General features: G+C 50.7%; 13 protein-coding genes and 11 other annotated features. Of the genes, 11 read left to right on the top strand and 2 right to left on the bottom strand.

The genetic code is table 11. The features are described 5' to 3' along the window. The first annotated feature begins 1 nt into the window (after position 1). Positions 2–7 (top strand) — a ribosome-binding site (putative RBS for sfbB; RegulonDB:STMS1H000847). Next, positions 2–1025, top strand: a protein-coding gene (gene sfbB, locus STM0511) for a putative ABC-type transport system ATPase component/cell division protein (protein ID NP_459506.1). Within the gene, positions 9–1025 belong to an annotated coding region; the region does not span the whole gene. Its footprint overlaps the feature before it by 6 nt. Beyond that, positions 1011–1016: a ribosome-binding site (putative RBS for sfbC; RegulonDB:STMS1H000848), on the top strand. It overlaps the preceding gene by 6 nt. Next, the gene (gene sfbC, locus STM0512; RefSeq protein ID NP_459507.1) for a putative binding-protein-dependent transport systems inner membrane component occupies positions 1011–1677 on the top strand. Within the gene, positions 1018–1677 belong to an annotated coding region; the region does not span the whole gene. The genes sfbB and sfbC overlap by 15 nt, the downstream gene beginning before the upstream one ends. Positions 1678–1715: 38 nt before the next feature. Here sfbC and ybbB read toward each other — a convergent pair. Both ybbB and ybbS read right to left on the bottom strand, forming a co-directional pair. Next, the gene (gene ybbB, locus STM0513) for a putative ATPase (protein NP_459508.1) occupies positions 1716–2828 on the bottom strand. Within the gene, positions 1716–2810 belong to an annotated coding region; the region does not span the whole gene. Next, positions 2823–2828 (bottom strand) — a ribosome-binding site (putative RBS for ybbB; RegulonDB:STMS1H000849). (Overlaps the previous gene by 6 nt.) Before the next feature lie 51 nt (positions 2829–2879). Then, positions 2880–3822, bottom strand: a protein-coding gene (gene ybbS / locus STM0514) for a putative LysR family transcriptional regulator (protein NP_459509.1). Within the gene, positions 2880–3806 belong to an annotated coding region; the region does not span the whole gene. Further along, positions 3817–3822 (bottom strand) — a ribosome-binding site (putative RBS for ybbS; RegulonDB:STMS1H000850). It overlaps the preceding gene by 6 nt. 198 nt (positions 3823–4020) lie before the next feature. Further along, positions 4021–4026 (top strand) — a ribosome-binding site (putative RBS for allA; RegulonDB:STMS1H000851). Here ybbS and allA point away from each other — a divergent pair. From allA to allB, 9 genes are all read left to right on the top strand, one after another. Then, positions 4021–4515 (top strand): ureidoglycolate hydrolase gene (gene allA / locus STM0515; protein ID NP_459510.1). Within the gene, positions 4033–4515 belong to an annotated coding region; the region does not span the whole gene. It overlaps the preceding feature by 6 nt. Before the next feature lie 61 nt (positions 4516–4576). Continuing rightward, positions 4577–4582 (top strand) — a ribosome-binding site (putative RBS for allR; RegulonDB:STMS1H000852). After that, positions 4577–5412 (top strand): putative regulatory protein gene (gene allR / locus STM0516; protein NP_459511.1). Within the gene, positions 4594–5412 belong to an annotated coding region; the region does not span the whole gene. (Overlaps the previous feature by 6 nt.) A 70-nt stretch (positions 5413–5482) precedes the next feature. After that, positions 5483–5488: a ribosome-binding site (putative RBS for gcl; RegulonDB:STMS1H000853), on the top strand. Then, the gene (gene gcl, locus STM0517) for a glyoxylate carboligase (protein NP_459512.1) occupies positions 5483–7278 on the top strand. Within the gene, positions 5497–7278 belong to an annotated coding region; the region does not span the whole gene. (Overlaps the previous feature by 6 nt.) 2 nt (positions 7279–7280) lie before the next feature. Next, positions 7281–7286, top strand: a ribosome-binding site (putative RBS for gip; RegulonDB:STMS1H000854). Beyond that, positions 7281–8067, top strand: a protein-coding gene (gip, locus tag STM0518) for a glyoxylate -induced protein (protein NP_459513.1). Within the gene, positions 7291–8067 belong to an annotated coding region; the region does not span the whole gene. (Overlaps the previous feature by 6 nt.) Positions 8068–8157: 90 nt before the next feature. After that, positions 8158–8163 (top strand) — a ribosome-binding site (putative RBS for glxR; RegulonDB:STMS1H000855). Continuing rightward, positions 8158–9046, top strand: a protein-coding gene (gene glxR / locus STM0519; RefSeq protein ID NP_459514.1) for a tartronic semialdehyde reductase. Within the gene, positions 8168–9046 belong to an annotated coding region; the region does not span the whole gene. Its footprint overlaps the feature before it by 6 nt. Positions 9047–9105: 59 nt before the next feature. Further along, positions 9106–9111, top strand: a ribosome-binding site (putative RBS for STM0520; RegulonDB:STMS1H000856). Further along, positions 9106–10359 (top strand): putative permease gene (locus STM0520; protein ID NP_459515.1). Within the gene, positions 9112–10359 belong to an annotated coding region; the region does not span the whole gene. It overlaps the preceding feature by 6 nt. A gap of 75 nt (positions 10360–10434) precedes the next feature. Then, complete coding sequence (ybbV, locus tag STM0521; RefSeq protein NP_459516.1) at positions 10435–10689, top strand: putative cytoplasmic protein; 255 nt, start codon at positions 10435–10437, stop codon at positions 10687–10689. Further along, a complete protein-coding gene (gene allP / locus STM0522; protein ID NP_459517.1) occupies positions 10596–11909 on the top strand; it encodes a putative NCS1 family, allantoin transport protein in 1314 nt (437 codons plus the stop codon). Before ybbV ends, allP begins: the two co-directional genes overlap by 94 nt. A gap of 66 nt (positions 11910–11975) precedes the next feature. Continuing rightward, positions 11976–11981, top strand: a ribosome-binding site (putative RBS for allB; RegulonDB:STMS1H000857). Further along, positions 11976–13349, top strand: a protein-coding gene (gene allB, locus STM0523) for an allantoinase (protein ID NP_459518.1). Within the gene, positions 11988–13349 belong to an annotated coding region; the region does not span the whole gene. Its footprint overlaps the feature before it by 6 nt. Positions 13350–13373: the final 24 nt, after the last annotated feature.

Below are 13373 nucleotides of genomic sequence, written 5' to 3' on the forward strand. Positions count from 1 at the left end.
AGGTGAATATGATTGAAATAGAAAAAGTCTGCGTCGATTTTACCGCCGGTCGCGGTACCCCCACGCGCGCGGTGGATGATGTGAGCCTGCATATCGCCGCGGGCGAGATTTTTGGCATTGTCGGTACCAGCGGCGCAGGAAAAAGCACTCTGCTGCGTACCCTGAACGCCTTAACGCGTCCCAGTCAGGGGCGCGTCAACGTCAACGGCGTGGAAATTTCGGCGCTGGACGGAAAAGCGTTACGCCAGGCGCGGCAGCGTATTGGTATGATTTTCCAGCATTTTAACTTAATGCATACCCGGACAGTGGCGCAAAACGTGGCGTTTAGCCTGAAAGCGGCTGGCTGGGAACGCAGCAAAATCGCGCCGCGGGTGGCGGAAATTTTAACGCTGGTGGGCCTTGCCGATAAAGCGAACCGTTTTCCGGTACAGCTCAGCGGCGGGCAAAAACAGCGGGTGGGGATAGCCCGCGCCATCGCTAACCATCCGGATGTTTTGCTGTGTGATGAACCGACTTCCGCTCTGGATCTGGAAACTTCCGCCACGATTCTGGCCCTGCTCAGACAGATCAACGCACAGCTTGGGATTACTATTGTGCTGATCACCCATGAAATGAACGTGATCAAATCTATTTGCGATCGCGTGGCGGTGATGTCGGGCGGTAAGGTTGTGGAATCGGGCGAGGTGTTTGATGTGTTTGCCCACCCGCAACACGCTTTCACACAGCAACTGGTGTCTCATACCCTTAATTTGACCCTGCCGGAACGTTTACGGGAACACCTGCCCGGGCAGCTGCTGAAAATTTTGTTTATCGGCGATTCGGCGGAGCAGCCGGTACTGTCGGAGGTGGCGATCAAGTTTGGCGTCGCGGTCAATATCCTGCATGGCAAGATTGAGTATATCGGCGAACGCGCGTTGGGCATTCTGGTGGTGCAATTAACCGCGCCGCATAATCCAACGGCGGTGGCCGCCGCCGTGGAGCATATCCGTCAACGTACTGCACAGGTGGAGGTGATCCGTGGATGATTTATTGCCGGATTTAACGCTGGCGTTCAATGAAACTTTCCAGATGTTGAGTATTTCAACGGTGCTGGCGATTCTTGGCGGTCTACCGCTCGGTTTTCTGATTTTTGTCACCGATCGTCATCTGTTCTGGCAGAACCGTTTTATTTATCTCGTCGCCTCGGTTCTGGTGAATATTATCCGCTCGGTGCCATTTGTTATTTTACTGGTGCTGTTACTGCCGCTAACGCAGCTTTTGCTGGGCAATACGATAGGCCCGATTGCAGCCTCCGTCCCGCTGTCGGTGGCCGCAATCGCGTTTTATGCACGCCTGGTAGATAGCGCGCTCCGTGAAGTCGATAAAGGGATTATTGAGGCGGCGCTGGCATTCGGCGCTAGTCCGATGCGTATTATCTGTACCGTACTGTTGCCGGAAGCCAGCGCAGGGCTGCTGCGCGGCCTGACGATTACGCTGGTAAGCTTAATCGGCTACTCGGCGATGGCCGGGATTGTCGGCGGCGGCGGGGTAGGCGACCTGGCGATTCGCTATGGCTACTACCGTTACGAAACCGAAGTGATGGTTGTTACCGTAGTGGCGCTGATTGTGCTGGTTCAGGTCGTTCAGATGCTGGGCGACTGGCTGGCAAAACGTGCCGACAAGCGCGACAGACACTAAGCCGGCTCAATGTAGCGTCAGCCGGCAATAAAAGTAAGCTATTGCGCTTTTAGCCAGTTGGCAACGTCTTGCCATGTGCCGCGAAAAACGATATTCGCGGCTTTTTTCTCCAGTTGATAGCGATACATTGGGTCGTAATATTCGTTAAGTAGCGGAACCAGCCATGCCATATGGCCGTCAGTGCTGCCGCTGGATAATTGCTCTGCCAGCGCCCTATCCAGCGTGTCCGTCAGTTCGGCAAAGCGTTGCAACCCCAGACGGCGGCGAATAGCGAACAGTCCATGATGAAGATATTCACTATACGCCTGCCAACCGGCTTCATCGCCGTAGGCGTGGGTGAAGTCGTGATGCATACGGATGAAATACTCTTCACGCAGTCGTTCCAGACGAAGCGCAAACGGATCTTCCACTACCGCAATGGGGGCCTGCGCCATTCTTTCGCGTAAACACTCAGGCAGATGGTTGGCGCCGATCGTTCGCCCTTCATCTTCCAGTACCCACCTTTTTAGCGTCTGACGCGCGTTAATTTTCAGCAATTCAACGGCAAGTTTGTTTTCAAAACTGGCCTGGCTGAGCTGGGGGTTCAGCGTGCGGCCAAAAGAGGAGCCGCGATGACGCGCGAGACCTTCCAGATCCACGCCGTTGGGCTGTTGTCGTACCAGTTGCGTTTTGCCGCTGCCCGTACAGCCGCCAATTAAAAGTATCGGTTTTTGCGCCAGTTGCCAGGTCGCCTGAATTGCTGTCTGGCGCAGCGCTTTATAGCCGCCTTCAATAAGCGGGCAGTCAATCCCTGTTTCTTGCAGCCAACGTTGTACGATATGTGACCGCTGACCGCCGCGCGCGCAGCACAGATACCCGTTGGGGAAACGTTGATACGCGGCTTTCCAGGCCTCAAGCCGCTGCTGGCGAATGTCGCCGCAAACCAGCCGATGCCCCAGCGCTAACGCCGCATCCGCGCCCTGACGTTTGTAGCAGGTGCCGACGGCGGCTCGCTCGTCATCCATCATCAATGGCAGGTTGATAGCGCCCGGCATGGCGCCCTGTTCAAACTCAATCGGCGCGCGTACATCAATTAAAGGCGTATCGGCAAGGAGGAGCGCGCGATAGTCCTGTGCTTTTTGTCTGTCTTGCATAACGTAAAACGTAACCTTAAATCATCCTTTGCGCTATTTTACGCGCCAATTCGCAAAGTGGCTTGATTTTTAACAGCGTACCGTGTTGAAAATGGATAAAAAACCGGCTATTTCGGGTTGCCGTTGGGTAAATAATTTCACAATGTCTTCTACCGCTTTGCCTCCGCCAAATTTATGCCAGGCGAGGCTTAACGGTGAGGGCGGACGCATCGTCGGGATGGTACAGCTCACCAGTTCGTTTTTGTCGATCAGCGTTTGACAAAGCGGCTGCGGGACAAAACCGATACCGACGCCTGCCAGATGAGCGGCGATTTTGGTTTCCATATCAGGCACGATAATTTCCTTCTGCCCCGGAAGGCGCCAGGCTACCCGCTTGGTCAGCGTACGCGCGCTGTCTTCGATATTAATTGCCGGGAAACGGCGCAACTGCGCTTCTGTTAGAGGCCCGCTGACGTGAGCTAAAGGATGATCCGCGGACATCACAAAACGCCATTGTACGGAACCTAAAGGGTCGAGCATAAAGGTATTAGCCAACGGCTCGGTGCCAGTTACGCCAATCGCCAGCGAAAAACCTTCATACAGGAGCGAATCCCAGACGCCCATATAAATTTGCCGGGAAAAGTGAAACTGGGTGAAAGGGTAACGCGCATTAAGCCACGATAAGAGACTGGCGACCGCTTGCGGGCTATAGAGCAGGTTATTCACCACAATATTGACCTGACGCTCTACGCCGTCGTTAACCTGGCGTAGCTCGTCAGGCATGCTGTCCAGCCACGCAAGCCAGTCTTTTGCCTGAGAGAGAAGGTGAGAGCCCGCCGCCGTCAACGAGACGCTTCGCGTTGTGCGAAAGAACAGCCCTACGCCGGTATTTTCCTCCAGCAGTTTGATGCGGTAGCTAATGGTTGCCGTGGTTTTACACAGGCGCTCCGCCGCTTTGGAGAAACTCCCCGTTTCGGCAACGCTGATAAAGGTACGCAGTGTTTCCGGGTCAAACATCGTCAGACGCCTCCTTACGATCCTGATAAAACCAGAATTGTTTTCCTATGATTTTTAAGTAGTTTTACATAATAGCCATGTTTGATTTGTGGTCTAAATCTACTTTTGGAAAAATATTCCAACTTTTATGTTGATGTTAAATCCCGAAGGTTTTAGATTGCATGGTATTGAAACCGGACAGAGTCCAAACCGCGGTTAAACGGAATCGAGCTACAAGGGAAAAATAATGAAACTTGAGGTATTACCGTTAGATCAGAAGACGTTCAGCGCTTATGGCGATGTTATTGAGACGCAGGAACGTGAATTTTTTCATATAAACAACGGGTTAGTTGAGCGATATCACGACCTGGCGAAGGTTGAAGTTCTGGAGCAGGATCGCACGCTGATCAGTATTAACAGGGCGCAACCGGCCGCGATGCCTATTGTGGTACATGAACTGGAACGTCATCCTTTAGGTACGCAGGCGTTTGTGCCGATGAACGGCGAGGCTTTTGTCGTTATTGTCGCGCTCGGCGATGATAAACCCGATCTCTCCACGCTGCGGGCGTTTATTAGCAACGGACGGCAGGGCGTCAATTATCACCGTAATGTATGGCATCACCCGCTGTTTGCGTGGCAGACGGTTACCGATTTTCTGACGGTGGATCGCGGTGGCAGCGATAACTGTGATGTTGAAAGTATCCCGACACATGAACTCTGTTTTGCGTGACGCTATTGGCCTTCTTGCATAAGATGAACATATTGTTCATTGTTTATGCTCATATTTTGGGCCGGAGTTAACGTAAATATGACGGAAGTAAGACGACGCGGCAGGCCAGGACAGGCAGAGCCGACTGCGCAGAAAGGCGCTCAGGCGCTGGAGAGGGGCATAGCGATATTGCAATATCTCGAAAGAAGCGGCGGCAGTTCATCAGTTAGCGATATTTCCGGCAGCCTGGATTTACCGCTTTCTACGACGTTTCGCCTGTTAAAGGTACTGCAAGCGGCTGATTTTGTGTACCAGGATAGCCAGCTTGGCTGGTGGCATATTGGTTTAGGCGTATTTAATGTGGGCTCTGCGTATATTCATAATCGCGATGTCCTCTCGGTAGCCGGGCCCTTTATGCACCGACTTATGCTGCTTTCTGGCGAGACGGTCAACGTAGCGATTCGCAACGGTAATGAAGCGGTGTTAATCGGTCAAAAGGAGTGCAAATCGATGGTCAGAATGTGCGCGCCCTTAGGGAGTCGTCTGCCGTTACATGCTTCCGGCGCCGGAAAAGCGCTGCTTTACCCGCTCACCGAAGAAGAGCTGGTGGGGATCGTCGTCAATACCGGTTTGCGGCGGTTTACGCCGACCACTCTGGTGGATTTACCTATCCTGCTTAAAAATCTGGAGCAGGCGCGTGAACAGGGCTACACCGTCGACCAGGAAGAACATGTTGTCGGGCTGAATTGTATCGCCTCCGCTATCTATGACGATGCGGGCAGCGTGGTCGCCGCTATCTCGATATCGGGACCGGCTTCCCGGCTGACGGAAGATCGCTTTATCAGCCAGGGTGAACTGGTACGGGATACCGCGAAAGACATCAGTACGGCGCTTGGGCTAAAACCCCCTGTAGCCTGAGCCGCATCCCGCTCGCTGGAGCGGGACTTTTTTAAAATTTTTAAAAGTTGGAAACTTTTTCCAATAAAAAGAGGTAGCAATAAAATGGCAAAAATGAGAGCCGTGGATGCGGCAATGTATGTGCTGGAAAAAGAAGGTATCACCACAGCATTCGGCGTTCCTGGGGCTGCAATCAACCCCTTCTATTCTGCAATGCGTAAGCATGGAGGCATTCGCCATATACTGGCGCGTCATGTGGAAGGCGCTTCGCATATGGCTGAGGGCTACACACGTGCGGCGGCAGGTAATATTGGGGTCTGCCTGGGCACTTCCGGCCCGGCGGGAACCGACATGATCACCGCGCTCTATTCCGCTTCTGCCGACTCCATCCCGATTTTATGCATTACCGGCCAGGCGCCACGAGCGCGTCTGCACAAGGAAGATTTCCAGGCAGTCGATATTGAAGCGATTGCAAAACCAGTCAGCAAGATGGCAGTGACGGTTCGTGAGGCGGCGCTGGTGCCGCGCGTATTACAACAGGCTTTTCATCTGATGCGCTCAGGCCGCCCAGGTCCTGTGCTGGTTGATTTACCGTTTGATGTCCAGGTTGCGGAGATCGAATTCGATCCGGATATGTATGAGCCGTTGCCGGTATATAAGCCAGCCGCCAGCCGCGTACAGATTGAAAAGGCGCTGGAGATGCTGATTCAGTCCGAGCGTCCGGTAATTGTCGCGGGCGGCGGGGTTATTAACGCCGACGCCGCGCCACTGCTGCAGCAGTTTGCCGAACTGACCAACGTACCGGTGATCCCTACCCTGATGGGCTGGGGCTGTATCCCGGACGATCACCCCTTAATGGCGGGGATGGTCGGCCTGCAAACGGCGCACCGCTACGGCAACGCCACTCTGCTGGCATCCGATATGGTTTTTGGCATCGGTAACCGCTTCGCCAACCGTCATACGGGGTCCGTTGAGAAATATACTCAGGGGCGAAAAATCATCCATATCGATATTGAACCGACGCAAATTGGTCGCGTGTTGTGCCCGGATCTAGGCATCGTTTCGGACGCCAAAGCGGCGCTAACGTTGCTGATCGATGTCGCGCAGGAGATGCAAAAGGCGGGGCGTTTGCCATGCCGGAAGACCTGGGTGGACGAATGCCAGCAGCGTAAACGGACTTTGCTGCGTAAAACCCACTTTGACAACGTGCCAGTGAAGCCGCAGCGCGTCTATGAAGAGATGAACAAAGCCTTTGGTCGCGATGTGTGCTATGTCACCACCATTGGATTGTCGCAAATCGCGGCAGCGCAGATGCTGCATGTGTTTAAAGACAGACACTGGATCAACTGCGGCCAGGCGGGGCCTCTTGGCTGGACAATCCCGGCGGCATTAGGGGTTTGTGCTGCCGATCCGCAACGCAATGTGGTGGCGATTTCCGGCGATTTCGACTTCCAGTTCCTGATTGAAGAGTTAGCCGTCGGCGCGCAGTTTAACATTCCGTATATCCATGTGCTGGTTAACAACGCTTATCTTGGTCTGATTCGCCAGTCGCAACGCGCATTTGACATGGACTACTGCGTACAGCTTGCCTTTGAAAATATCAACTCCAGCGAAGTGAATGGCTATGGCGTTGACCATGTAAAAGTGGCGGAAGGGTTAGGCTGTAAAGCAATTCGTGTCTTTAAACCGGAAGATATTGCGCCTGCATTTGAACAAGCCAAAGCGCTAATGGCGCAATATCGCGTTCCGGTGGTGGTGGAAGTCATTCTGGAACGCGTAACCAATATTTCCATGGGCAGCGAACTGGATAACGTAACCGAGTTTGAAGAGGTTGCGGATAGTGCGAAAGATGCGCCAACAGAAACCTGTTTTATGAAATATGAGTAAGGGAGGTAATCGATGTTACGTTTCTCTGCCAATCTTTCTATGCTGTTTACGGAATATGATTTCCTGGAACGCTTTGATAAAGCGGCGTTGTCGGGATTTCGCGGCGTGGAATTCATGTTTCCCTACGATAACGACATCGAAGTGTTAAAACGTAAGCTCAGGGATAATAATCTGGAACATACGTTACATAATTTACCTGCTGGCGACTGGGCGGCTGGCGAACGTGGAATTGCCTGTATTCCTGGGCGCGAAGAAGAGTTTCGCGATGGCGTAGCGGCCGCAATCCGCTATGCACGTGCGTTAGGCAATAAGAAAATAAATTGTCTGGTGGGTAAAACGCCGTCAGGATTCTCCGCAACGGAGATCCACGACACGTTGGTCGAAAACCTGCGCTATGCGGCAAATATGCTGGCGAAAGAAGACATTTTATTACTTATCGAACCTATTAATCACTTTGATATGCCGGGATTCCATCTCACCGGCACTCAACAGGCGTTAGCATTAATTAAGGATATCGGCAGCGATAATATCAAAATTCAGTATGATATTTATCACATGCAACGCATGGAAGGGGAGTTAACGCAAACCATGACGGCATGGGCCGATAAAATAGGCCATTTACAGATTGCTGATAACCCGCGTCGCGGCGAGCCGGGGACCGGGGAAATTAATTATGACTTTATTTTTAATGTCATTAAACAGTCTGGTTATGATGGCTGGGTTGGCTGTGAATATAAACCACTGACTACCACGGAAGCGGGATTATCGTGGATTAATCAGTACCGTTAAAACGCAGAATAATTCGGGCAGCGCTTTTTTTTCCACTGTGTTGGAAGGGGATTGTGTTGCCTGAATCTGGAAACACCGAAAGCAATAAAAGAGGTTGTATATGAAACTGGGATTTATTGGCCTGGGAATTATGGGCTCTCCAATGGCTATCAATTTGGCACGCGCCGGTCATCAATTACACGTTACGACTATTGGTCCGGTCGCGGACGAACTGCTCTCGCTGGGGGCGGTAAATGTTGAGACTGCACGTCAGGTAACTGAATTTGCAGACATTATCTTCATAATGGTGCCGGATACACCGCAGGTTGAAGACGTGTTATTTGGCGAACACGGTTGCGCTAAAACATCGCTTCAGGGAAAAACCATCGTCGATATGAGTTCTATTTCTCCTATCGAAACCAAACGTTTTGCCCAGCGCGTTAATGAAATGGGCGCTGATTACCTGGATGCCCCGGTTTCCGGGGGAGAAATCGGGGCGCGTGAAGGCACTCTGTCGATTATGGTCGGCGGCGAGCAGAAAGTCTTTGACCGCGTTAAACCGCTCTTTGACATCCTGGGAAAAAATATCACCCTGGTGGGCGGCAATGGGGATGGGCAAACCTGTAAGGTGGCTAACCAAATTATTGTTGCGCTGAATATTGAAGCGGTTTCTGAAGCCTTAGTGTTTGCTTCAAAAGCAGGCGCCGATCCGGTACGCGTGCGCCAGGCGTTAATGGGCGGGTTCGCCTCTTCACGCATTCTGGAAGTTCACGGCGAGCGCATGATCAACCGGACGTTCGAGCCTGGTTTCAAAATCGCGCTTCATCAGAAAGACCTTAATCTTGCATTGCAAAGCGCAAAAGCGCTGGCGCTGAATTTACCGAATACGGCGACCTGCCAGGAATTATTCAATACCTGTGCGGCAAATGGCGGGAGCCAGCTTGACCATTCGGCAATGGTACAGGCGCTGGAATTAATGGCCAATCATAAATTGTCCTAATTATGTGTATCGCTGCGGCTGCAGCGATACCTGTTCACAAGGAACACTCTGTAAAGGTGAAGAACATGAGTGAAACTAAAAAATCCGGAATTGATTACTGGAAACAAATTGTTGTCGTAATGAGTCTGGGCTGGGTAGCGATTTGGATCTATCGCACCGTGCTTACGCCAATTTATCCAGAAATTCAGGCATCTTTAGACAATGTAAGTAATGCTGAAATAGGCGCCATTGCAAGTTTTTACTTTTTTGCTTACTGCAGTATGCAAATCCCTTGCGGAATATTGGTCGATAAATTCGGTCAAAAAATCATGCTGATGGCCGGATTTACGCTTTTTATTATTGGTACACTCTGTATCGCGAAAGCCAATGGCCTGACCATGATCTATATAGGGTCGCTAATGGCAGGTGGCGGATGCGCTTCTTTCTTTAGCTCGGCTTATTCACTCTCTTCGGCAAACGTGCCGCAGGCCCGTCGGGCATTAGCCAACGCAATTATCAACAGCGGGTCGGCTATAGGGATGGGGATTGGCTTAATCGGTTCCAGCATATTAGTAAAAAACATGAGCATGGCCTGGCAAAATGTACTGTATATCGTGGCCGCGATATTAGTAATCATGCTGTGCGTCTTTACGCTGATCATTCGCGGTAAAGCCAAAAGCGACTCTGCGCAAGCGGAAAAGCAAACCCAAACCGTTACGGAAGATGAGAAACGCGCGCCTTTATTCTCTGGTTTATTGTGTAGCGTTTACTTCCTCTATTTCTGTACCTGCTACGGTTATTATTTGATAGTGACCTGGCTGCCCTCTTATCTCCAGACTGAAAGAGGATTTGATGGCGGAGCTATCGGGCTGGCATCAGCGCTGGTGGCGGTGGTTGGCGTACCGGGGGCGTTATTTTTTAGCCATCTGTCAGATAAATTCCGTAACAGTAAAGTTAAGGTTATTCTCGGTCTGGAAATTGTGGCGGCAGCAATGTTGGCGTTTACGGTTTTGTCCCCGAATACCACGATGCTGATGGTCAGCCTGACGCTATACGGCTTGCTGGGGAAAATGGCGGTAGACCCGATCCTGATCTCCTTTGTATCTGAACAGGCTTCGGCAAAAAGTCTGGGAAGAGCTTTCAGCCTTTTTAACTTCTTTGGCATGAGTTCAGCGGTTGTCGCCCCAACGTTGACCGGATTTATTTCGGATGTAACGGGGTCGAAAGAGATCAGTTTTGTGATTTCAGCATGTTTAGTGGTCACCGGAACGCTGATCTTTGCTGTCGTCACTTTATATAAAAAGAAAGCAACGCAACGTATTGCTTCAGCTTAAAAATAATTATATCTACTAATTCTTTATTTTATATTTATTTGTTCCTCATAGCTAAACCCATAACAACGTTATCCGATGCGTGAAAAGAGGGATTTATGGAACATCAAAGAGAGCTATACCAGCAGCGCGGTTATAGCGAAGACTTATTACCTAAGACAGAAACCCAACGAAACTGGAAGGCATTTAACTATTTCACCTTATGGATGGGATCTGTACATAACGTGCCAAATTACGTTATGGTCGGCGGTTTTTTTATACTGGGGCTATCAACATTTAATATCATGTTGGCCATTATTATCAGCGCATTATTTATTGCGGCGGCGATGGTAATGAATGGCGCGGCAGGCAGCAAATATGGCGTTCCTTTTGCTATGATATTGCGAGGTTCTTACGGTGTCCGCGGCGCGCTATTCCCTGGATTATTGCGAGGGGGAATCGCGGCAATTATGTGGTTCGGCTTACAGTGTTACGCGGGATCGCTGGCATTTCTTATTTTGATTGGGAAGATCTGGCCAGGATTTCTGACATTAGGCGGAGATTTCAAGCTGCTGGGTCTTTCACTGCCAGGACTAATTACTTTTCTAATTTTTTGGATTATTAACGTTGGCATCGGTTTTGGCGGTGGTAAAGTATTAAATAAATTTACCGCTATCCTCAATCCATGTATTTACATTGTCTTTGGCGGCATGGCTATTTGGGCAATATCGCTGGTCGGCATTGGCCCGATTCTGGACTATCTGCCTTCAGGCGTGCAAAAAGCAGAGCACAGCGGCTTTCTGTTCCTGGTGGTGATTAACGCCGTAGTCGCCGTCTGGGCTGCGCCAGCGGTAAGCGCGTCCGATTTCACGCAAAACGCGCATTCATTTCGCGCTCAGGCATTGGGACAAACATTGGGGCTTATCGTAGCGTATATATTATTCGCCGTAGCCAGCGTGTGCATTATTGCCGGAGCCAGTATTCATTATGGTATGGATACCTGGAACGTGCTGGATATTGTGCAGCGCTGGGACAGCTTGTTTGCTTCATTCTTTGCGGTGCTGGTGATTCTGATGACGACAATTTCAACCAACGCCACCGGTAATATTATACCTGCGGGGTATCAAATTGCGGCGCTTGCCCCGACAAAGCTTAACTATAAAAATGGCGTAATGATTGCCAGTATTATCAGTCTACTGATTTGCCCATGGAAATTAATGGAGAATCAGGACAGTATTTATCTGTTCCTCGATATTATCGGCGGTATGCTTGGCCCGGTAATCGGCGTAATGTTAGCTCATTATTTTGTGGTAATGCGTGGAAAAATTAATCTTGATGAGCTGTACACCGCCAGCGGTGATTACAAATATTATGATAATGGATTTAACCTGACTGCATTTTCAGTCACCCTAGTCGCAGTCATTCTGTCATTAGGCGGCAAGTTTATACCATTTATGGAGCCTTTATCCCGCGTGTCCTGGTTTGTAGGCGTAATAGTTGCGTTCGTTGCTTATGCGCTATTGAAGAAACGCACGGGTTTTGAAAATACAGGAGAGAAAAAACTCGCAGGTTAAATATTGAAAAAGCATTAAGCGTATTTAATGAAGTGTGCGCTATTTAAAAACTATCTGTATCCATACAAGGAGTTTGTTATGTCTTTTGATTTAATTATTAAGAACGGTACTGTCATCTTAGAAAACGAAGCGAGAGTTATCGATATCGCCGTCCAGGGCGGAAAAATCGCCGCGATTGGCGAGAACCTGGGGGAAGCGAAAAATGTGCTGGATGCGACGGGATTGATCGTTTCGCCGGGCATGGTTGACGCGCATACCCACATTTCTGAACCGGGCCGTACCCACTGGGAAGGCTATGAAACCGGTACGCGCGCGGCGGCGAAAGGCGGTATTACCACGATGATTGAGATGCCGCTCAATCAGCTGCCGGCGACGGTCGATCGTGAGACGATTGAACTCAAGTTTGACGCGGCAAAAGGTAAATTGACCATCGACGCCGCGCAGTTGGGCGGTTTGGTCTCTTATAACCTGGATCGGCTGCATGAGCTGGACGAAGTGGGCGTTGTCGGCTTCAAGTGCTTTGTCGCCACCTGCGGCGATCGTGGCATCGATAATGATTTTCGCGACGTTAATGACTGGCAGTTTTACAAAGGCGCGCAAAAACTGGGAGAGATGGACCAGACGGTACTGGTACATTGCGAAAATGCTCTGATTTGCGATGAGCTGGGCGAAGAAGCTAAACGCGAAGGTCGCGTAACGGCGCATGATTATGTCGCCTCACGTCCGGTATTTACTGAAGTGGAAGCCATTCGTCGCGTGCTGTATCTGGCGAAAGCGGCAGGTTGCCGTCTGCACGTTTGTCATATCAGCAGCCCGGAGGGGGTAGAGGAAGTAACGCGTGCGCGTCAGGAAGGCCAGGATGTCACCTGTGAATCGTGCCCGCACTATTTTGTCCTCGATACCGATCAGTTCGAAGAGATTGGCACCCTGGCAAAATGTTCTCCGCCAATTCGCGACCAGGAAAACCAGAAAGGGATGTGGGAAAAACTGTTTAACGGCGAAATCGACTGCCTGGTATCCGACCACTCTCCATGCCCTCCGGAAATGAAAGCAGGCAATATCATGCAAGCATGGGGCGGAATTGCCGGACTGCAAAACTGCATGGACGTCATGTTTGATGAAGCGGTGCAAAAACGCGGTATGTCGTTGCCGATGTTTGGCAAATTAATGGCGACCAACGCCGCCGATATTTTTGGTCTGAAACATAAAGGACGTATTGCCCCCGGCAAAGATGCTGACCTGGTCTTTATTCAGCCTGACAGCAGCTATGTTCTGAAAAATGAAGATCTGGAATATCGCCATAAAGTCAGTCCGTATGTTGGCCGTACTATTGGCGCGCGTATTACCAAAACGATTTTGCGCGGCGATGTTATTTATGACATCGAGCATGGCTTCCCTGTGCCGCCAAAAGGTCAGTTTATCCTTAAACATCAGCAGTAATCCGGTGTGATTTAATGCCCGTCG

The sequence above is a fragment of the Salmonella enterica subsp. enterica serovar Typhimurium str. LT2 genome (assembly GCF_000006945.2).
Lineage (GTDB): Bacteria > Pseudomonadota > Gammaproteobacteria > Enterobacterales > Enterobacteriaceae > Salmonella > Salmonella enterica.

Coding starts and splice junctions, on each gene's coding strand:
- sfbB (NP_459506.1), top strand. CDS start 9: ATGATTGAAATAGAAAAAGTCTGCGTCGATTTTACCGCCGGTCGCGGT.
- ybbB (NP_459508.1), bottom strand. CDS start 2,810: ATGCAAGACAGACAAAAAGCACAGGACTATCGCGCGCTCCTCCTTGCC.
- ybbS (NP_459509.1), bottom strand. CDS start 3,806: ATGTTTGACCCGGAAACACTGCGTACCTTTATCAGCGTTGCCGAAACG.
- allA (NP_459510.1), top strand. CDS start 4,033: ATGAAACTTGAGGTATTACCGTTAGATCAGAAGACGTTCAGCGCTTAT.
- allR (NP_459511.1), top strand. CDS start 4,594: ATGACGGAAGTAAGACGACGCGGCAGGCCAGGACAGGCAGAGCCGACT.
- gcl (NP_459512.1), top strand. CDS start 5,497: ATGGCAAAAATGAGAGCCGTGGATGCGGCAATGTATGTGCTGGAAAAA.
- gip (NP_459513.1), top strand. CDS start 7,291: ATGTTACGTTTCTCTGCCAATCTTTCTATGCTGTTTACGGAATATGAT.
- glxR (NP_459514.1), top strand. CDS start 8,168: ATGAAACTGGGATTTATTGGCCTGGGAATTATGGGCTCTCCAATGGCT.
- STM0520 (NP_459515.1), top strand. CDS start 9,112: ATGAGTGAAACTAAAAAATCCGGAATTGATTACTGGAAACAAATTGTT.
- ybbV (NP_459516.1), top strand. CDS start 10,435: ATGCGTGAAAAGAGGGATTTATGGAACATCAAAGAGAGCTATACCAGC.
- allP (NP_459517.1), top strand. CDS start 10,596: ATGGTCGGCGGTTTTTTTATACTGGGGCTATCAACATTTAATATCATG.
- allB (NP_459518.1), top strand. CDS start 11,988: ATGTCTTTTGATTTAATTATTAAGAACGGTACTGTCATCTTAGAAAAC.